General features: G+C 57.3%; 16 protein-coding genes. 12 read left to right on the top strand and 4 right to left on the bottom strand.

The genetic code is table 11. From position 1 onward, the window contains the following. Positions 1 to 203: 203 nt before the first annotated feature. The 10 genes from ACR42C_RS11925 (at position 204) to ACR42C_RS11970 (ending at position 11,879) form a co-directional block, all read left to right on the top strand. Positions 204 to 689 (top strand): Hcp family type VI secretion system effector, encoded by a 486-nt coding sequence (locus tag ACR42C_RS11925; protein WP_182945432.1) that lies wholly within the window; start codon positions 204 to 206, stop codon positions 687 to 689. Further along, entirely contained in the window at positions 686 to 1,168 is a 483-nt protein-coding gene (locus tag ACR42C_RS11930; RefSeq protein WP_479984130.1) for a DUF2778 domain-containing protein, read from the top strand. Before ACR42C_RS11925 ends, ACR42C_RS11930 begins: the two co-directional genes overlap by 4 nt. 523 nt (positions 1,169 to 1,691) lie before the next feature. Further along, entirely contained in the window at positions 1,692 to 3,407 is a 1,716-nt protein-coding gene (locus ACR42C_RS11935) for an ABC-F family ATP-binding cassette domain-containing protein (RefSeq protein ID WP_479984131.1), read from the top strand. A 197-nt stretch (positions 3,408 to 3,604) separates the two neighbouring features. Next, positions 3,605 to 4,615, top strand: coding sequence for an alcohol dehydrogenase AdhP (adhP, locus tag ACR42C_RS11940; protein ID WP_266153367.1), 1,011 nt, complete (start codon positions 3,605 to 3,607; stop codon positions 4,613 to 4,615). Positions 4,616 to 4,764: 149 nt separating this feature from the next. Then, positions 4,765 to 6,384, top strand: a complete 1,620-nt coding sequence (locus ACR42C_RS11945; protein ID WP_316379194.1) for a TIGR04028 family ABC transporter substrate-binding protein — start codon at positions 4,765 to 4,767, stop codon at positions 6,382 to 6,384. Between the two features lie 10 nt (positions 6,385 to 6,394). After that, the gene (locus ACR42C_RS11950) at positions 6,395 to 7,339 is read left to right on the top strand and encodes an ABC transporter permease (protein WP_116339748.1); all 945 of its coding nucleotides are present in this window, start codon (positions 6,395 to 6,397) and stop codon (positions 7,337 to 7,339) included. Continuing rightward, entirely contained in the window at positions 7,336 to 8,184 is an 849-nt protein-coding gene (locus tag ACR42C_RS11955; RefSeq protein ID WP_163329503.1) for an ABC transporter permease, read from the top strand. The genes ACR42C_RS11950 and ACR42C_RS11955 overlap by 4 nt, the downstream gene beginning before the upstream one ends. After that, on the top strand, positions 8,184 to 9,791 hold the full coding sequence (locus tag ACR42C_RS11960) for an ABC transporter ATP-binding protein (RefSeq protein ID WP_320720539.1): 1,608 nt from the start codon (positions 8,184 to 8,186) through the stop codon (positions 9,789 to 9,791). The genes ACR42C_RS11955 and ACR42C_RS11960 overlap by 1 nt, the downstream gene beginning before the upstream one ends. Further along, the gene (locus tag ACR42C_RS11965; protein WP_479984132.1) at positions 9,788 to 10,777 is read left to right on the top strand and encodes a putative FMN-dependent luciferase-like monooxygenase; all 990 of its coding nucleotides are present in this window, start codon (positions 9,788 to 9,790) and stop codon (positions 10,775 to 10,777) included. Before ACR42C_RS11960 ends, ACR42C_RS11965 begins: the two co-directional genes overlap by 4 nt. Before the next feature lie 10 nt (positions 10,778 to 10,787). Beyond that, positions 10,788 to 11,879, top strand: a complete 1,092-nt coding sequence (locus ACR42C_RS11970; protein WP_320720541.1) for an alkylhydroperoxidase domain protein — start codon at positions 10,788 to 10,790, stop codon at positions 11,877 to 11,879. 6 nt (positions 11,880 to 11,885) lie between these two features. Here the strand turns inward: ACR42C_RS11970 and araJ are convergent, their stop codons facing one another. Beyond that, positions 11,886 to 13,061: an MFS transporter AraJ gene (araJ, locus tag ACR42C_RS11975; protein ID WP_116339739.1), complete on the bottom strand. Its 1,176-nt coding sequence runs from the start codon at positions 13,059 to 13,061 to the stop codon at positions 11,886 to 11,888. A 165-nt stretch (positions 13,062 to 13,226) separates the two neighbouring features. On the opposite strand from araJ, the gene ppk2 reads away from it, so the two are divergent. Continuing rightward, complete coding sequence (gene ppk2 / locus ACR42C_RS11980; RefSeq protein ID WP_080329185.1) at positions 13,227 to 14,045, top strand: polyphosphate kinase 2; 819 nt, start codon at positions 13,227 to 13,229, stop codon at positions 14,043 to 14,045. 60 nt (positions 14,046 to 14,105) lie between these two features. Here the strand turns inward: ppk2 and fdnI are convergent, their stop codons facing one another. From fdnI to fdnG, 3 genes are read right to left on the bottom strand one after another with little or no spacing between them, the layout of a single operon-like run. Further along, positions 14,106 to 14,762, bottom strand: a complete 657-nt coding sequence (gene fdnI / locus ACR42C_RS11985) for a formate dehydrogenase-N subunit gamma (protein WP_111963627.1) — start codon at positions 14,760 to 14,762, stop codon at positions 14,106 to 14,108. Next, entirely contained in the window at positions 14,755 to 15,639 is an 885-nt protein-coding gene (gene fdxH, locus ACR42C_RS11990; protein ID WP_479984133.1) for a formate dehydrogenase subunit beta, read from the bottom strand. The genes fdnI and fdxH overlap by 8 nt, the downstream gene beginning before the upstream one ends. Positions 15,640 to 15,650: 11 nt before the next feature. Further along, positions 15,651 to 18,698, bottom strand: a complete 3,048-nt coding sequence (fdnG, locus tag ACR42C_RS11995; protein ID WP_166711267.1) for a formate dehydrogenase-N subunit alpha — start codon at positions 18,696 to 18,698, stop codon at positions 15,651 to 15,653. 220 nt (positions 18,699 to 18,918) lie between these two features. Between fdnG and yddG the strand changes: the two genes are divergently transcribed. Then, complete coding sequence (gene yddG, locus ACR42C_RS12000) at positions 18,919 to 19,797, top strand: aromatic amino acid DMT transporter YddG (protein ID WP_479984134.1); 879 nt, start codon at positions 18,919 to 18,921, stop codon at positions 19,795 to 19,797. The last annotated feature ends 127 nt before the right edge of the window (positions 19,798 to 19,924 follow it).

The following is a 19,924-nucleotide window of genomic DNA, read 5'->3' on the forward strand; positions in this document are numbered from 1 at the left end:
ATCCCCTCCTTCCTTTATTTTCTTTGCCTCTACTACAGCATTTCATTGAACATTATTTAAAAAATCAATATTTCAACAATAATGCATATCTCGTTGAAATATAAATATTTAGCATAACATTTTTTGCCTAATAAACAGTTTCTTTTAAAGGTTTAGTAACGTTCCGCATCACTAAATTCATTAATTGAAAAAGGAGTTTTGAAATGGCAATTCCGGCATACCTTTGGCTTAAAGATGACGGTGGCGCAGATATCAAAGGGGCTGTTGATGTACAAGATCGCGAGGGAAGTATCGAGATATTAGGGTTCGGTCATGGACTGCATCTGCCCACAGATAACATGACAGGAAAAATAACGGGTACGCGCGTTCATAGTGCCCTGGTATTTGAAAAGGAGTTTGACAGTTCTAGCCCTTACTTATACAAGGCTGTGGCAAAAGGCCAAACGCTGAAAAGTGCCGAGTTTAAGTGGTATAAGATCAATGATGCTGGTCAGGAGGTCGAGTACTTCAACATGTATCTGGAGAACGTTAAAGTTGTCTCAATATGCCCGGTAATGCATGACGTAAAAAATCCAGCGATGGAAAAACATAACCATCTTGAAAATATTTCCCTACGTTATGAGAAAATCACGTGGCGGCATTGTGACGGTAACATCATCTTTGCTGATTCATGGAATGATCGTTCATGAATCTCCTGCAGTGTTATTTCCACCTTAACGGCGGTAAGTATGCAACATTGTCTGTGCCCGGTGTAGGTTTTTTCCCTGCATTTTCTGGGAATGGTAATGCAACAAATCGTCCCGAAAGCGCGTCTCTACCCGATATAGGCCCTCTCCCTCCGGGCCGATATTACATACTATTACGTGGAATAGGTGGTTGGTATACTCAAACAAAGGACAGTTTAAATGCATTTTTCACGGGTTCGAATCGCAGCGAGTGGTTTGCTTTGTATCGCGATGATGGATTGATGAACGATGAGACTTTTGTGGATGGGGTAAGGCGAGGAGAGTTCAGACTGCACCATATCGGACCATCGGGATTAAGTAAGGGATGTATCACGCTTTACAGTCAGAGTGATTTTAAGGTCCTGGCATCCGCCTTACTTCGTACGGGAGGGCAGCAACTGGGAAACTATATGATAGCTCATGGCGTTGTGCAGGTTTATTAATGAAGATGGTACTCCTGGCACTGCTATGGTGTACGGTCGTGTTTCTGTCACTACTCACACTATATAAATTTGTTCCACCTGAAACGCAGTACTCTTTTGCGGAGCATTTTGAAATATATGGCGACGAATTGATCATGGATTTTGTTCTTTACCTTTTTTTAGGTATTGCCATATTGATTGCGTCAGTGTCCACGCTGGTTCTTTATTTGCTCTTACGGAAAAGATAATCCTGGGCAGCAATGCTGCCCTTCTTCTAGGTTTATCCTGAAAAAAGTTATATAGTGATAGCTACCTGCAAACTCAAAACATATAAGGAGGCCAATTATGCTGTATCGTGAAATTTTCAATGTTTCACATACATTTGGTGATCGCACCGGCTCAAGCGTTATCGGTATCGTGCTGCGATAACTTCTGCTTGAGCGAAGACACCAACCCCTGAAATCCCTTCTCTCGGGCTTACTGAGTTATCGTCAGCGATGTTTGACGAGGCATAAACATGCCTGTAACTCTTGGGTAAGCAACAATGAGCACTTTACTCACTGCACAATCTTTACGCGTTGATACGGCGTTTGGCACGCTCTTCGACTCTCTCTCCTTTACGCTGAAAAAAGGCGACCGCATTGGCCTGCTGGGCGACAACGGCTGCGGCAAAAGTACGTTGCTGAAGGTGCTGGACGGCACAGATTCCCCTGCCGCCGGAACGGTCGCGCTGGCCGGGCACTGCCTGATGGCACGCGTGGAGCAACATCTCCCGGACGTCATTTTCCCGCTGACCATGCTGGATGCGGTACTCGCACAGCTGCCTTTAGCTGAGCGCGATAGCCTGCGCTGGAAAGCCGAAACCCTGCTGACCAGCTTGGGCTTCACGCCGCAGGATATGATGCTGCAATCCGCCACGCTGAGCGGCGGGCAACACACCCGCCTGCTGCTGGCGCGGGCGCTGATTCACGAGCCGGATCTGCTCCTGCTTGATGAACCCAGCAACCACCTGGACCTGCCGACCATGCTCTGGCTGGAACACTTCCTACAGAACTGGTCAGGCAGCTTCGTGCTGGTTTCGCATGACAGACAGCTGCTGGATGCCGTCACCAACGGCAGCTGGATCCTGCGCGATAAAACGCTGCACTACTTCGCCCTTCCCTGCACGGCCGCGCGCAGGGCGCTTGCAGCAAAAGATGAAAGCGACGCGCAGCGCCACAAGGCGGAGCAAAAGGAGATCGACCGCGTAACCGCCAGCGCGAAGCGGCTGGCGACCTGGGGCAAGGTTTACGACAACGAAGACCTGGCCCGCAAAGCCAAACAGATGGAAAAACAGGTCGAACGGCTGAAGGAGAGCCAGACGGAAGTAACGGCAGGCAGCCAGTGGACGTTAACCCTGCGCGGTGACGCGCTGCGGGCAGACCGTCTGCTGGAGATGGAAAACCTCGACGTTCCGCCTGCTCCGGGGCTCCCGCCGCTGTTTAACATCGACGTTGCGCGGCTAAAAAGCGGCGACCGCGTGGCGATTGTCGGTCGTAACGGCTGCGGTAAATCGTCGCTGATGAGGCTTATCTGGCAACAATTTGCCGATATGCCCGCAGACAGCGGGTTGAAAATCCATCCGCGCGTGTCGCCAGGCTATTACGACCAGACGCTGAATCAGTTGCCGGATGACGCCACGCTGCTCGACGCGCTGGATCCTTTCGCGCCGGATCCGCAGAACCGCAAAATGGCACTGATAAGCGCGGGATTCCCATGGGCGCGTCACGGGCAAAAAGTCAGTACGCTCAGCGGTGGCGAGCGCTCTCGTCTGCTGTTTGTCGGCCTGACGCTTGCCCGCTATAGCCTGCTGATGCTGGATGAACCCACCAACCATCTCGACATGGAAGGCAAAGAGGCGCTGGCGGAAACGCTGCAACAGTTCGAAGGGGGCGTGCTGCTGGTCAGCCATGACCGACAGTTAATCAGCCAAAGCTGCAACCGCTTCTGGCTGATTGAAGAGGGAAAGCTGAGCGAGTGGCACGATGCAGAAGCGGTGTTTGAGCGCCTGCGTGAAAGCGCGGGGCTGGTGACATCCACCGCGCCCGTCATCGCCGCTGGTGAGGTTCAACCCTCCTCCCCGTACGACGATCTGCTTGAACGGCTGGTCGCGCTGGAAACGCTGCTGGAAGACGATCTGGCGCGTAAGCCGAAGCATCAAAAGCCGCAGCTGCAGGCGCAATGGCGTAAAGAGATTGAGGAGATAGAAGCACTGCTGTAAATCTGCGCCCGGCGAGTCTCTCTCGTCGGGCCAGTATTTTCCCCCTTAATTATTAGAGGAACGCCGTATTCTTAATCTGAAATCGGCTTAAATGATGACATTATGTTGCTGCAGCCTTGCATTACCAGGCTAATGTATTAATCCTTAAGAGGTATTACCCTGCTATGCAGATACTTATCATGAACAAGGAGATACACATGAAGGCTGCTGTTGTTACTCAGGATCATCAGGTTAACGTCACCGAAAAAACCTTACGCCCGCTAAAGCACGGGGAAGCCCTGCTGAAGATGGAGTGCTGTGGCGTATGCCATACCGACCTTCACGTGAAGAACGGTGATTTTGGCGATAAAACCGGGGTGATCCTGGGCCATGAAGGGATTGGCATCGTGAAGGAAATCGGCCCCGGCGTGAAATCACTGAAAGTTGGCGATCGTGCCAGCGTGGCGTGGTTTTTCGAAGGTTGCGGCCACTGCGAATACTGTAATACCGGCAACGAAACTCTGTGCCGCGACGTGAAAAACGCCGGTTACTCCGTTGACGGCGGGATGGCTGAAGAGTGCATCGTCACCGCGGATTATGCGGTAAAAGTGCCGGACGGCCTGGATTCGGCGGCGGCCAGCAGCATCACCTGCGCCGGCGTTACCACCTACAAAGCGGTGAAGGTCTCGGGTATCAAACCGGGCCAGTGGATCGCCATTTACGGTCTTGGCGGGCTGGGTAACCTCGCGCTGCAGTATGCTAAAAACGTCTTTAACGCCAAAGTCATCGCCCTTGACGTTAACGACGAACAGCTGAAGCTGGCGGCCAGCATGGGTGCGGATTTAACCATTAACTCCCGCAGCGAAGATGCCGCGAAAATTGTGCAGGAGAAAACCGGCGGTGCCCATGCCGCAGTCGTCACTGCCGTCGCCAAAGCGGCATTCAACTCCGCCGTTGATGCCGTGCGTGCCGGTGGCCGCGTGGTGGCGGTTGGCCTGCCGCCGGAAGCGATGAGCCTCGATATTCCGCGTCTGGTGCTGGACGGCATTCAGGTGGTGGGTTCGCTGGTCGGTACCCGTCAGGATCTGCAGGAAGCCTTCCAGTTTGCGGCCGAGGGCAAAGTGGTGCCGAAAGTGACGATGCGTCCGATCGAAGACATCAACGCCATCTTTAAAGAGATGGAACAGGGCCAGATCCGTGGCCGTATGGTGATTGACCTGCGTTCGTAATCACCCACCGTACATCACCGCTCCTTACCGGGGCGGTTTTTTTATAGCCATTTTCCGGCAATCCTTATCTTAATTCCTTTGTTCACTTGTTTTCCCGCGCGCCCGATGATGAATCCGACGCTAACAAGAAGATAACAAAGGAATTCACCATGCAAACCCCATTTCGTCTGCCGCTGCTGACGGCGCTGATTCTGACGACCACCGCAGCCTGGTCCGCGGATGCGCCTGTTAAAGGCGGCACGCTGATTTATCTGGAGCAACAGGCGCACACCAACCTCTATCCGCCTGCCGGCGGCTTCTACCCGAACGGCGGCATTCTGAACCAGATCACCGACAAACTGACGTGGCAGAACCCAAAGACGCTGCAGGTGGAACCCTGGGTGGCAGAAAGCTGGACCACCAACGCCGATAAAACCGAATACACCTTTAAACTGCGTCCCGGTATTACCTTCTCCGACGGCACGCCGCTGGATGCTAACGCCGTGGCGAAAAACTTTGATACCTACGGCTTAGGTAACAAGGCGCAGCGCCTGCCGGTGTCAGAAGTGATCAATAACTATGATCGTAGCGAAGTCATCGACCCGCTGACCGTGAAGTTCTACTTCAAAAAACCGTCGCCGGGGTTCCTGCAGGGCACCGCCACCATTGGCTCGGGTCTGGTCTCGCTCAGCACGCTGAAGCGCAACTTTGAAGAACTGGGTGACGCCCGCCACATCATTGGCTCCGGGCCGTTTGTGGTGAAGGACGAGAAGTTGGGGCGTGAAGTGACGCTCGAAGCCCGTAAAGACTACCAGTGGGGGCCCAAAAACCTGCCGCAGCAGGGGCCAGCCAATCTGGACGGCATCAAGTTTATCGTCACTCAGGAAGACAGCGTGCGCATCGGCGCCCTGCTGGCCGGCCAGGCCGACTTTATTCGCCAGGTGCAGGCGTATGACGAAAAGCAGGCGACCGACCAGGGCTATAAAATCTACGCTGCCCCAACGCGTGGGGTGAACGACAGCATCAGCTTCCGTCCGGATAACCCGCTGGTCTCCGATATTCGCGTACGCCAGGCGCTGCTGCATGCCACCAACGCAAAACAGGTGGTCGAGACCCTCTTCTCGGCCAACTATCCGCAGGCGAAGTCGGTGATTGCCGATTCCGCAGCAGGCTTTGTCGATCTCAGCGACAAATTGACCTTTGACCCGGTAAAAGCCAACAAGCTGCTGGACGACGCGGGCTGGAAAGCGGGCAGCGACGGGGTCCGCGCCAAAGACGGCCAACGACTGGCGCTAACGGTGTATGAATCCCTGCCGCAGCCGCAAAACAAAGAGGTGCTGCAGCTGGTTGCCCAGCAGTGGCGACAGGTGGGCGTGGCGCTGAGCGTCAAAGCCGGTGACGCAGGCAGCCGCACGCTGGATAACCTTGACCCGCAGAAAACCCCGTTAACCGTCTCCGAAGTAGGCCGCGCCGATCCTGACGTGGTGAAAAGCATGTTCTACCCGGCTAACCGCGACGCGCTGCTGCAAAAAGGCGGATCCAGCGACAAGGTCAAAAACTTCCGTGACGACAAGCTGAATGAGCTGCTGGTGAACATTTCGGCTGAGGTCGATCCGCAAAAACGCCTGCAGCTGACGGGCGACGCCCAGCGCTACCTGCTGGATAACGCCTACGTTATCCCGATTTTCGAGGAGCCGCAGGTCTTTGCCGGTGCGCCGTGGCTGAAAGGCGTCAATTTTGAAGCGGTAGGCCGCCCGTCGTTCTACGGCGCGTGGATTGAGAAACACTGAGGAGCTGACGATGCGCCACGCACTTCTTCAACGCTTTGGGCACGGGCTGCTGGTACTGTGGGCCGCCTTTACCCTCTCGTTCGTGTTGCTCCAGGTGCTGCCGGGCGACGCGGTGCTGATTAAATTTCAGAACCCGGACCTGGGCCTAAGCCCGGCGCAAATCGAGGAGATGCGCGTGGCCTACGGCGCAGACAGCCCGCTGTGGCAGCAATACGGCCACACGCTGCTGGCGATGCTGCGCGGGGATTTCGGCTATTCGTTACAGGCAGGGGTGCCGGTCAGCGAGCTGATTGCCAGCAATCTGCCGGATACCCTGAGTCTTGCCCTGCCCGCGTTTGTGCTCGCGGTCCTGCTGGCGTTTGCGCTGGCTTTTGCATCGCGTCTGCCGGGTCTGCGCTGGCTGAGCAATACCCTCCAGTCGCTGCCGGTCCTGTTTATCTCCTTACCCACTTTCTGGCTGGGGATTGCCCTCATCCAGCTCTTCTCATTTCAGCTGCGGCTGATCCCGGTGATTAACCCGACGCCACTGCAGGGGTTGATCCTGCCAATCGTTACCGTCGCGATCCCGATCTCCGCCCCGCTGGCGCAAATCCTGATGCGCAGCCTGGACCAGGTGGCAACGCAGCCGTTTGTCGCCGTTGCCCGGGCCAAAGGGCTGAGTGAAACCGCCGTTCTGTGGCGTCACGTCACCCGCAACGCCCTGCTACCGGTCCTGAACATTGCCGGGCTGCTGCTGGGCGAGCTGATTGCCGGGGCGCTGATCACCGAAACCGTTTTTGGCCGCAGCGGGCTCGGCCAGCTGACCCAGCAGGCGGTGAATAACCAGGATATCGCCGTGCTTCAGGCGGTAGTGATGATTTCCGCCCTCGGTTTTGTCCTGATTAATCTGCTGGTGGATCTGCTGATGCCGCTGCTGGATCCCCGTCTGCAAACCGTTACCGGAGGTGCTTCATGAGCCTGGTCGATTACGCCGCCGCCGCGCGAAAGCGCGTTCCAGCGTGGCAGGAAGTGGAATGGCAACCGGGACTGTGGCTGGCATGGGGGGTGATTATTCTCGCCGCTTTTGCCGCCGTGGCGCCTGGCCTGTTAACCCACTACAGCCCGATTGAGGGCATCGCCGGGGCACAACGCCTGGCGCCGCAGGCGGGACACTGGCTCGGCACCGATCAGCTTGGCCGCGATGTTTACACGCGCATCGTGTACGGTGCCTCACACTCCCTGAGCGCAGCGCTGGCCGCCGTGACGATGGGTCTGGTGGTGGGTACCGGCTTAGGGGTGGTTGCCGGGGCGTTCGCCGGACGCGTCGAGTCTTTCCTGATGCGTTTTGTCGACGTGCTGCTGTCCATCCCGTCTCTGCTGCTCTCACTGACGGTCATTATTCTGCTCGGGTTTGGCACCGTTAACGCCGCGATTGCCGTAGGCGTTGCCTCCATTGCCAGCTTCGCCCGCCTCGCGCGCGGTGAAGTGGTGCGCATCCGGCACACGGATTACGTCGAGGCGGCGTTTGGCAGCGGCGGGACGTTTTTCGCCGTGCTGTGGCGACACATCCTGCCCAACGCGTTAACCGCCGTCCTCGCCTTTGCCACACTGCAGTTTGGTCAGGCCATCCTGGCGCTCTCCACGCTGAGCTTTCTCGGCTACGGCACCCCGCCCCCCGTGCCGGAATGGGGCTTATTGATCGCCGAAGGCCGTAACTATCTCTCTACCGCCTGGTGGTTAACCACCTTCCCCGGCGTCGTCGTCATCGCCGTGGTGCTGGCCACCAACCGTATCAGCCAACAGTTCAGCGGAGGTCGCTAATGACCGTTCTCTCAGTGGAAAATTTGACGATCAGCTACCGTACCGCGCGTCAGTGGCGAGAGGTGGTGCATAACGTCAGCTTCACGCTCGGGCGAGGGGAAATGCTGGCGTTTGTCGGTGAATCCGGATCCGGCAAAACGACCACGGCACAGGCGATCATTGGTCTGCTGGCCGACAACGCCCGGCGCGATGCGGGAAAAATATCGCTCAACGGCGAGGAGATTAGCCTATGGTCCGCCAGGCGTCTCGATACTCTTCGCGGGGCGCGAATTAGCCTGGTTCCGCAGGATCCGGGTAATTCGCTCAACCCGGTGAAAACCATCGGCGCGCAGGTCGGAGAAATCATTCAGCTACACCAGAAAGTGACCCGCGCCCGGCGCGACGAACAGGTGCTCGACCTGCTGACAAAGGTCGGCCTGAGCCACCCCGAGCAGCGCATGACGCAGTATCCCCATCAGCTCTCCGGCGGGATGAAACAGCGCGTGCTGATTGCCATCGCCATTGCCCTGCGCCCGGACGTCATCATTGCCGATGAGTCCACCAGCGCGCTGGATGTGACGGTGCAAAAGCGTATTCTCGATCTGCTGGATATCCTGCGCCGGGAATCGGGTACCGCCGTTCTGTTTGTCACCCACGATCTTGCGCTGGCCGCGCAGCGCGCGGACAGGCTGCTGGTTTTTCGCGATGGCGAGGTTCAGGAGCAAGGCAACACCGCCGATATCGTACGCACGCCTCAGCACGCCTACACCCGCCAGCTGCTGAGCGATCTCCAGGGCCAGCGCCTGACCATCGCCCCGGTGGCCGGCCGCCCGCTCGCGTCTCCGGCCATTCGCGCCCGCGCCATCAGCAAACAATTCTCCCTGGGCAAAGGTCATCAGCTTCAGGCGCTGGATCGGGTGACGTTTGACGTCAGGCGCGGTAGCACGCACGCGCTGGTCGGGGAATCCGGCTCCGGGAAAACCACCCTCGCCCGTATTTTGCTGGGTTTTGAACAGGCCGACAGCGGGCAGGTCATCATTGACGATATTGATGCCACCGCGCTCAGCCGCGAGGCCCGCCGCCAGCTGCGCCAGAAGATCCAGTTTGTTTACCAGAACCCGTTTGCCTCTCTCGACCCGCGTCAGACGCTGTTTGACATCATCGAAGAGCCCCTGAAGAACTTTTTTCGCCTCGGTAAGGCGGAGCGCAAAGTCCGGGTCGAGACCGTGGCACAGCGGGTTGCCCTGCCGGTCGATATATTGAGCCGCACCGCCCGGGAGCTTTCAGGCGGACAGCGTCAGCGCGTTGCCATCGCCCGGGCACTGATCCTGGAGCCGACCATTCTGGTGCTGGACGAAGCCACCTCCGCGCTGGACGTCACCGTGCAGGCGCAGATTCTGGCTCTGCTTCAGCAGTTGCAGCAGCAGCTGGGACTGACCTACCTCTTCATCACGCATGATTTGTCCACCGTCCGCCGGATCGCCCATAGCGTCACGGTGCTGCGCAGCGGTCAGGTTGTCGAACAGGGCGATGTCGGAACCTTATTCGCGTCACCGCAGAACGACTATACCCGGGAGCTGATTGACGCCATTCCCCATTTTTCACCCGCTACGGAGGAGCTCGCATGACGCGAAAACGCCTGGGATTTTTCACCCGCCTGCTTGACGACGCCACGCCGAAGGAGCGCTATTGTCTAGCAACCGAACAGATCCGCCACGCCGAACGCCACGGCTTTGACAGCGCCTGGATCGCGCAGCACCACTTCCACGAAAGTGAAGGCGGCCTGCCGTCGCCGCTGCTGTTTCTGGCGCACGTGGCCGCCCATACCGAAACCATCCGGCTGGGCACGGCCATCATTACCCTGCCGATGGAAAACGCGCTGCGCGTGGCGGAAGATGCCGCCGTGCTCGATTTACTCGCCGATGGCCGTCTTGAAGTCGGTTTTGGATCGGGCGGCACACCGACCTCCTTTCTGCCGTTCGGCCTGACGTTTGAGGAGCGCAGCGCGGCCTTTGCGGACCATTTGCATGTGATTCAAAGCGCCTGGCGCGGGGATTCACTGACCCATCCGGATAACCACCTTTATCCGCCGGCGCCACAGCTTGCCGACCGTATCTGGATTGCCACCTTCTCCGTTGACGGTGCCGTTCGCGCCGCCCGGGCTGGACACGGTTTAATGCTCTCCCGCACGCAGCCTCGCCCGGCAGACCGCCCGGATTTAACGCTCGACGCGATCCAGAACCCGATTGTGGATGCCTACCTCGATGCGCTGCCTGCGGGCATCGCGCCGCGTATTCTGGCCTCCCGTACGGCGTTCGTCGCCGACAGCGATGACTATGCACTCAGGGTCGCAACGCCGGGCCTCACGAAACAGGCCCGGCAGCATCGCGCTGCCGGGTACGCAGTTAAAGGTGACGCCGTCACCGATTATATCCGCCAGTTTGACGCGCATATCGGTTCCCCCGATACGGTCCTGCATTCGCTGAATGCTGACTCCGTTCTCAGGCGCGCCACGGATATTTCATTCCAGGTCCATTCGGTCGAACCCACGCACCGCGACACGCTGCGCTCCGTTGAGCTGCTCGCAGAAAAGATTGCCCCCCACATCCTTTGAGGAGACACCTATGTCATTAAGTCAGGACATTCTCGCCGAGCTGGCGGAAATTAAACCCGGTTCCCCTCTGGCAGAGGCGCGCGCTACGCGAGATGCCGCCACACGCCACGCCCAGGGCAGCTACGAAATTCTGTTTAGCCAGCAGGATAATGATTTTGCACTCGACGAGCGCTTCGCCGTGGCGGCCAAAGTCGCCAGGTGGCACAGCGCGGAGGCGCTGGCCGCGCACTATGCGGGGTTTGGCCTGGCCGACCCCACCTCGGAACGCCTGACCCCGGCGCTGAACTTCGCGCGCCTGCTGACGTTTTCACCCGTCGAAGCCACGCCGGCCGCGTTAACGGCGCTGACCCAGGCCGGGTGGAGCAAGGAAGGCATCGTTACCCTGGCGCAGCTCGTCGCGTTTGTGAGCTTCCAGAGCCGACTCGTCGCCGGGCTGCGTCTGCTGAACGACAGGCCCGTCGCGGCAAGCGAAACGCCGGTGGCGGCAGGCGTCTGGCACACGACCGCAACCACGGTCACCGGGAAGGCGGCACCCGTCGCGTTCACCCAGCAGGAGCTGGGATGGGAACCGTGGATAGCGGCCAAACCGCTGGCGGACTTCCGTGACGATGAGGTTGCCATCCTGGCGAAATTTGGCCATACCGATTCCGACTACTTCCGCCTGCTGGGGCGCAACCTGCCGGTACTTGAACAGCGCACGCTAACGGATAAAGGAATTTTTTATACGCCGGGGGGATTGCCGCGCGCCGAGCGCGAGCTGGCCGCAACGGTCGCCAGTAAAATTAACGGCTGCATCTACTGCGCATCTGTCCATGCGCGTAAAGCCAGCCAGCTGTCAAAGGATGACGCTGCGGTAGAGGCCCTGCTGGCCGTGCGGCCGGGGCAGTCCCTCAGCGAGGGGCAGTCTGCACGCTGGCAGGCGGAAATTAACTTTGCGGGGGCGCTGTCTGTCACGCCGCCTGCCGCCACGCCGCTACACCTCGCCGCGCTGGAAAAAGAGGGGCTGGATACCCTGGCGCAGCTTGACCTGGTGCAGTCTGCCGCGTTCTTCGCCTGGGCCAACCGCCTGATGCTGACCCTGGGTGAACCCTGGCTTGCGTGAACCCCATCAGGCTAGCGCGCGAGCGTTAGCCTGAGCCCGTCTCGCCCGCAGGTAACCGTAAATCAGCAGCGCGCTCATGGCCGAGAAAGAGAGTATTGCCGCTGGCAGCGTGACGTAACGCCAGCTAAAGCCGAGGGTAATCATCATCCCGCCGAAGTACGCACCGATCGCACTGCCGAGATTAAACGCCATCTGCCCTCCTGCCGCCCCCAGCATCTCACCGCCCTTCGCATTTTGCAGCAGCAGGATCTGCAGCGGCGCGGAGAGTGCAAACAGCCCGGCACAGCAGATAAAGCCCATGACCAGCGAGGCCGCTTGCAGTTCGCCAAAGGCAAAAAGCAGCAGCAGTGAGGCGACAATCACCATGTCGGTAGCCGCCGCAATGCGCAGCGGGCTAAACCGGCCAGAGAGCTTACCGCTCAGCAGATTACCTAACACCATGCCAAGCCCCATCAGCATCATGATGACCGTCATCAGCCCTTCCGAAAAACCGGAAACATTGACCATAAAGGGCTTAACGAAGCTAAACCACGCGAACACCCCGGCATTACCAAACATCGTGGCGGCAAAAATCAGCCAGGGTTCAGGTTTCCTCAGAAATTTGAACTGCTCGGTCAATTTGATTTCTGACGTGTCGCGGATGTCCGGCACCCAGAGCAGAACTGAGAGGATCACCAGCGCGTCGAACACCGCAATCAGGAAAAAGGTATAGCGCCAGTTAAAGGCGTGCCCCAGCCAGGTCCCCAGCGGCACGCCCACCAGGTTGGCTACGGTCATACCGGCGATCATCCCGGCCACCGCGACCGTCACCTTACCCGGTGGTGCAATTTTGGAGAGGATTATCGCCCCGACGCCAAAAATGGCCCCATGCGGAAAACCGGAAATCAGCCGCCCCAGCGCCAGCCAGAAATACGACGTAGAAAACGTAAACAGGGCATTGCCAACAGCGCACATCGCCACCAGAAACAGCAGCGTGGTTTTTAAGGAGAACTTGCCTGAAAACAGCGCCACAATCGGGGCGCCAACCACCACACCGAAAGCATAAAACGAGATCATATTCCCGGCGGAGGGAATCGAAATGCCGGTGTCATGCGCCAGCTCGGTTAGCACGCCCATAATGCCAAATTCAGCCATTCCCAGGCCAAACGTGCCAAGCGCCAGCGAAAAAATTGTCTTTTTCATACCGCAACCACAGGTTAAAAACTCGCGACGGGCATTATTGAACAATCTTGTATGGTGAGCCAGTTCAAATCAGCTGGCTGACACATTAATCCATTAATTCAGGTGGATTACACTTTGTAGTGCGGCCTCGTTTTTCCCGTGCCGGACAACCAGAGGATGACAATTATGGGAAGTAAAAAGAAAGCCCCTGTCGCTGTTGAAGTCGTAAAGAGTGCTCCGCTAAAGACTAAAGAATATGAAAAAGAGCTGCGCCGCCTGCACGTTGAACTGGTCAAGCTCCAGCAGTGGGTTGTCGCCAAAGGACTGAAGGTGTGTATCGTTTTTGAGGGGCGCGACGGCGCCGGTAAAGGCGGCACCATCAAAGCGATTACCGAGCGCGTCAGCCCGCGCGTCTTTCGCGTCGTCGCGCTTCCCGCGCCTACCGATAAAGAAAAAAGCCAGCTCTACTTCCAGCGTTACGTGCCGCATCTGCCCTCAGCGGGCGAAATCGTCATCTTCGACCGCAGCTGGTATAACCGCGCGGGCGTCGAGCGCGTGATGGGATTCTGTACCGAAGAACAGGTGGAGAAATTTCTGGACGGCACGCCGGTCATGGAAAAAGCGATGGTCGATGCCGGCATTATCCTGCTGAAATACTGGCTGGAGGTGACGCCAAAAGAGCAGGAGCGCCGCCTGCGCGACCGCATCAACGATGGGCGCAAAATCTGGAAGCTGTCCCCCATGGACATTAAATCTTTTAACCTGTGGGACGAGTATACCCTCGCCCGCGACGCCATGTTTGAAGCCACCGATACAGCCTGGGCGCCGTGGTTTGTGGCCCGTTCAGAAGATAAAAAACGCGTGCGCCTGAATATTATTTCGCACCTGCTGACGCAAATCCCCTATAAAGAAATACACGTAGACAAGGTGGATTTACCGAAACGTAAAATTGGTAAAGTTAAACCCACAAAATATCCGTTCCGGTATGTGGAAGAGCGGTTCTGATATAGCAGGGGTAGGCCCGTGCAAGCGCAGCGCCGCCGGGCAAAGCCGACGGCGCAGGTCTTACTTGATCCCTTCCGTACTTTCCTGTTTCGCTTCCAGACGTTCCACATCACGATACCAGCGCGGATGGTGTTTCTGCGCCCAGCGGCGGCTCACCTTCCCTTCAATCATGCCTTTAATCGACCCTTTTACCCAGAACGCCATATACATATGGATCAGGATAGCGTGGATCAGAATAATGGCCGACGTCGCGTGGATAAGCAGCGCGTAGCGAATCACCTGGATCGGGAAATAGTGCGCAAAATACGGACGCCAGATAATCACCCCGGTCACCAGCAGCACAAAAATCATGCTCATGATGGTCCAGAACATCATCTTCTGCCCGGCGTTATATTTGCCCACCTTCGCGACTTTATGCTCGTTGCCCTTCAGGACTTCGACGATCCCTTTCACCCACGGGATATCCTGCTTGTCCGGGATGTTATGGTGGACAAAACGCACGAACATAAACATCAGCACCACAAAAATCAGCACGCCGAAGAACGGGTGCAGAATGCGCCCCATCTGCGGCGTACCGAAGGTTTCGGTCAGCCACTGTAGCGTTGGGAAGAAGAACGAAATTCCGGAGACCGCCACCAGGAAGAAGCAGATCACTACCGTCCAGTGACAGGCGCGATCGACAAACTTCGTGCGCACAATCATTTTCGACTTACTCATGATGCTCCTCCTCGTCGTCATCCATCTCTTTGTTTGGCCCGATACCGATGTAGTGATAAATCAGCCCCGCAAAGGTGGCGATAAAGCCCGCCGCGGAGAGCGGTTTAAGCGCCCCTTTCCACAGGTTGATGGAGGTATCGATCGCCGGATCTTTCGGCAGATTATGATACAGTTCCGGCTGATCGTTATGGTGGAGCACGTACATTACGTGCGTGCCGCCCACGCCCTGCGGGTTGTAAATGCCCGCCTTGTCGTAGCCGCGCGCTTTCAGCTTGTCCACCCGCTCTTGCGCCACGTCCAGCATCTCTTTTTTGGTGCCGAAGTGGATAGCACCAGTGGGACAAGTCTTGACGCAGGCAGGCTCCTGCCCGACGCTGACGCGGTCCACGCACAGGGTGCATTTATATACCCGGTTATCCTCTTTATTGAGGCGCGGGACATTAAACGGACAGCCCGCGATGCAGTACCCGCAGCCGATGCAGTTGTCCTGCTGGAAGTCGACGATCCCGTTGGCGTACTGAATAATCGCGCCGGCAGACGGGCACGCCTTCAGGCAGCCCGGATCTTCACAGTGCATGCAGCCGTCTTTGCGGATGAGCCACTCCAGCCTGCCGTTCTGGTCGGTTTCGCTAAAGCGCATCACCGTCCAGGATTTGGCGCTCAGATCCGCCGGATTATCGTAGACCCCGACGCAGTGCCCCACCTCGTCGCGGATATCGTTCCACTCCGAACAGGCCACCTGGCAGGCTTTACAGCCCACGCAGGAGGAGACATCGATAAGCTTGGCGACCTCTGCCTTATAGTCCCGCGCGCGGGGCGCGGGGGTGATCGGGTTGGTCGCGGAGCGTTTAATAATGTCTTGTGTTTCCATCGCCATTTAATCGCTCCTTACGCTTTCTCGATGTTGACCAGAAACGCTTTGTACTCCGGCGTTTGCGAGTTGGAATCGCCGACGTTTGGCGTCAGGGTGTTGGCGATGTAGCCTTTTTGCGCAACGCCCTCAAAGCCCCAGTGCAGCGGGATACCGACAGTTTCTACCTGCTGGCCGTGCACGTTCAGACTTTGCAAACGACGGGTGACCACCGCCACCGCGCGAATAAAGCCGCGCTTGCTGCTCACCTTCACGCGGTCGCCGTTGGCAATGCCTTTCGCTTTCGCCAGCGTTTCGCTTATCTCCACAAACTGTTCCGGCTGCGCGATGGCGTTAAGCCGCGCATGCTTGGTCCAGGTATGGAAATGCTCGGTCAGGCGATAGGTCGTTCCGACATACGGGAATTTGTCCTTTTTACCTAAGCGCAGCACGTCCTCTTCGTAGATCCGCACCACCGGGCTGGAGACCACGTTCGGGTGCAGCGGGTTAGTGCCGAGCGGCGTTTCCATCGGCTCGTAGTGTTCCGGGAACGGCCCTTCCGCCAGCTTGTTGAGGGCGAACAGGCGTCCCAGCCCTTCCGGCTGCATGATAAACGGCCCGGTGTTGCTGCCCGGCGCGGCGGTGTTGTAGTCCGGGATGTCGTTCCCCGTCCACTTCGTCCCGTTCCACTGGATCAGCATCCGTTTCGGATCCCACGGCTTGCCGTTCACGTCGGCGGACGCACGGTTGTACAGCACGCGACGGTTCAGCGGCCATGCCCAAGCCCAGCCCAGCGTGTTGCCCAGGCCTGACGGGTCAGCGTTGTCGCGGTTCGCCATCTGGTTACCCTGCTCCGTCCAGCTGCCGGTGTAGATCCAGCAGGATGATGCCGTGGTACCGTCGTCACGCAGCAGCGCGAAGCTGTTCAGCAACTGGCCTTTCTTCGCCACCAGGTTGCCGTTGGCGTCGTAGAGATCTGCCAGCGCCACGCCGTTGTTCTCTTTCGCGACTTCCTCAGACTCAGGACGATCCGGCTGCTTGTAGTGCCAGCTCATCTTCAGCAGCGGCTCAGCGCCTTTGCCGCCTTCAGTGCGGTACATTTCGCGCAGGCGATGGTAAATGCCGGCCAGGATTTCGCCGTCGTTACGTGCTTCGCCCGGCGCGTCCTGCCCTTTCCAGTGCCACTGCAGCCAGCGGCCGGAGTTGGCAATAGAGCCATCTTCTTCCGCAAAGCAGGTAGATGGCAGGCGGAACACTTCGGTCTGAATCGACGCCGGATCGACATCGTTTGACTCCCCGTGGTTCTGCCAGAAGGTGGAGGTCTCGGTCACCAGCGGATCGATAACCACCATGTACTTCAGCTTGCTCAGGCTGCGAACGACTTTGTTCTTGTCCGGGAAGGAGGCCACCGGGTTGAAGCCCTGGCAGATATAGCCCGTGACGTTGCCCTTATCCATCATGTTGAAATACTTGATGACGTCGTAAGCCTGGTCCCACTTCGGCAACCACTCAAAGCCCCAGTCGTTCTCCTTCTGCGCTGCGTCGCCGTAGAAGGATTTCATCAGGCTGACGTAGAACTTCGGATAGTTGCTCCAGTAGTTCACCTGATCCGGCAGCGTCGCTTTTGGCGTATTGGCCTCAAGATACGCTTGCAGATCGGCCTGCTTTTCAGACGGCAGCGTCAGGTAGCCCGGCAGGCTGGTGGAGAGCAGACCGAGATCGGTTAAGCCCTGAATGTTAGAGTGGCCGCGCAGCGCGTTCACGCCGCCGCCTGCCATCCCCATGTTGCCGAGCAGCAGTTGGATCATCGCCATGGTGCGGATGTTCTGCGCGCCCACGGTGTGCTGTGTCCAGCCCAGCGCATACAGGAACGTGGTGGTTCTGTCGGCGGCGCTGGTGGAGGCCAGCACTTCACACACCTTCAGGAAGTCCGCTTTCGGTGTGCCGCAGATGTTCTCCACGACGTCCGGCGTATAGCGGGAGACGTGCTGCTTCAGCAGGTTCCACACGCAGCGCGGATGCGTCAGGGTTTCATCCCGCATCGCATAGCCGTTTTCGTCGAACTGATAGTTCCACGAGGACTTGTCGTACTGGCGTTTTTCAGCGTCATAGCCGCTGAACAGCCCGTCATCGAAGGCAAAATCATCCCGCACCAGCAGGTTCGCGTTGGTGTAGTGCTTAACGTATTCCGCGTTGATTTTGTTGTTTTCGATCAGGTACAGCAGGACCCCGGACAGGAACGTAATGTCCGTACCGGAGCGAATCGGCGCATAGATATCGGCCACCGATGCTGTACGCGTAAAGCGCGGATCGACGACGATAAGCGTCGCATCGTTGTTGTTTTTCGCTTCCATCGCCCAGCGGAACCCCACCGGATGGGCTTCAGCGGCGTTACCGCCCATCACCACCACGACGTTAGCGTTTTTGATATCAACCCAGTGGTTGGTCATCGCACCGCGACCAAATGTTGGAGCAAGACTTGCTACCGTTGGTCCGTGTCAGACGCGCGCCTGGTTGTCTACCGCCAGCATGCCGAGAGAGCGCACAAATTTTTGTGTCAGCATGCCGGTTTCATTGCTTGCCGCAGATGCGCACAGCATCCCGGTAGAGAGCCAGCGGTTGACCGTTACGCCCTGCTCGTTCTTTTCAATAAAGTTGGCGTCACGGTCGGCTTTCATCAGTTTTGCAATACGGGAGAAAGCCTCATCCCAGGAGATACGCTGCCATTTGTCGGAGCCCGGCGCGCGGTATTCCGGGTAGCGCAGGCGGTTTTCGCTGTGGACATAGTCCAGCAGGCCCGCCCCTTTCGGGCAGAGTGCCCCGCGGCTCACCGGATGATCCGGATCCCCTTCAATATGGTAAATCGCTTCTCTGGCGTTCTTCGCGCCATCGCCCAGGCTATACATCAATAGCCCACAACCCACGGAGCAGTATGTGCAGGTGTTACGGATCTCTTTCGCACGCAGCAGCTTATAGTTGCGTGCCTGAGCCAGCGCCATTTTGGGAGCAAATCCCAGCATTGCGGCTGTGGTTCCGGCCATACCGCCCGCGCAGATTTTGAAAAATTGTCTGCGGCTGACGTCCATTGTTGTCCTCGTTATCTGATAAGACTTCGCGCCGCAAACTAACAGCAAAGTCCCTGTTTTTTTTGCGTCAAATCAAGGTCGCCTGACTTCGCCCCCTTAATAGTCACCGCTGCCGCGTTTGAATAATCCTTTAGGGTTAAACGCCTGAGAGAATAATTCGCGACAGGGTCAGGATTAATGCGATACATTTTTCCTTTGTTTTTTTAGCGATGAAGACGTAATGGACAGAAAGAGAGCAACGCTCACAGGACTGGCGGCAATACTGTTGTGGAGCACCATGGTGGGCCTGATTCGCAGCGTGAGTGAAGGGCTTGGGCCGGTCGGCGGCGCGGCGATGATATATACCCTCAGCGGATTGCTTTGCCTGGTGACGGTAGGATTTCCTGATATTAAACGTTTTTCTCCCGGGTATCTTATTGCAGGCAGCGTACTGTTTGTCAGTTACGAAATTTGCCTGGCGCTGTCGTTAGGCTATGCCGCCACGCGAGCGCAGGCCATTGAAGTCGGTATGGTAAATTATCTCTGGCCGAGCCTGACGATCGTCTTTGCTATTTTATTCAACGGACAGAAATCAACGCTGTGGGTCATTCCCGGGTTAGCTATCGCGCTGCTCGGCGTGTGTTGGGTATTAGGCGGTGAGCAAGGGCTACATATTGATGAAATAACCCGCAATATCGTCTCGAACCCGCTCAGCTATGCGCTGGCCTTTGCGGGGGCATTTATCTGGGCCGCTTACTGCACGGTAACCGCTAAATTTGCCAGAGGCCAAAACGGTATTACCCTCTTTGTTTTGTTAACTGCGCTCAGCCTTTGGGTGAAATATTCTCTGAACGATCAGCCGGAAATGGTGTTCAGTTTTCCGGTTATCGTGAAGCTCGTTATGTGCGGTATCGCGCTTGGGTTTGGCTATGCCGCATGGAATATTGGCATTCTGCACGGTAACGTTACGGTGCTGGCTGCCGTGTCCTATTTTACTCCCGTTCTCTCTGCCGCGCTTGCTGCCGTGCTGCTGAGTTCTCCCCTCTCTTTCTCGTTCTGGCAGGGTGCGCTGATGGTCTGCGCCGGGTCATTGCTCTGCTGGTACGCCACACGGAAATAGCGTCCGGATTTCTGCCGGGTGTGATTAAACCCGGCAGAAAATTAACATAAATTTAATATGTGATCGCACCAGAAAATATTAATCTGAACATTAGTGAGATCGTTTAGGTTCTGTTTATATTATCATC

Source organism: Enterobacter sp. MG-EB028, assembly GCF_056673305.1.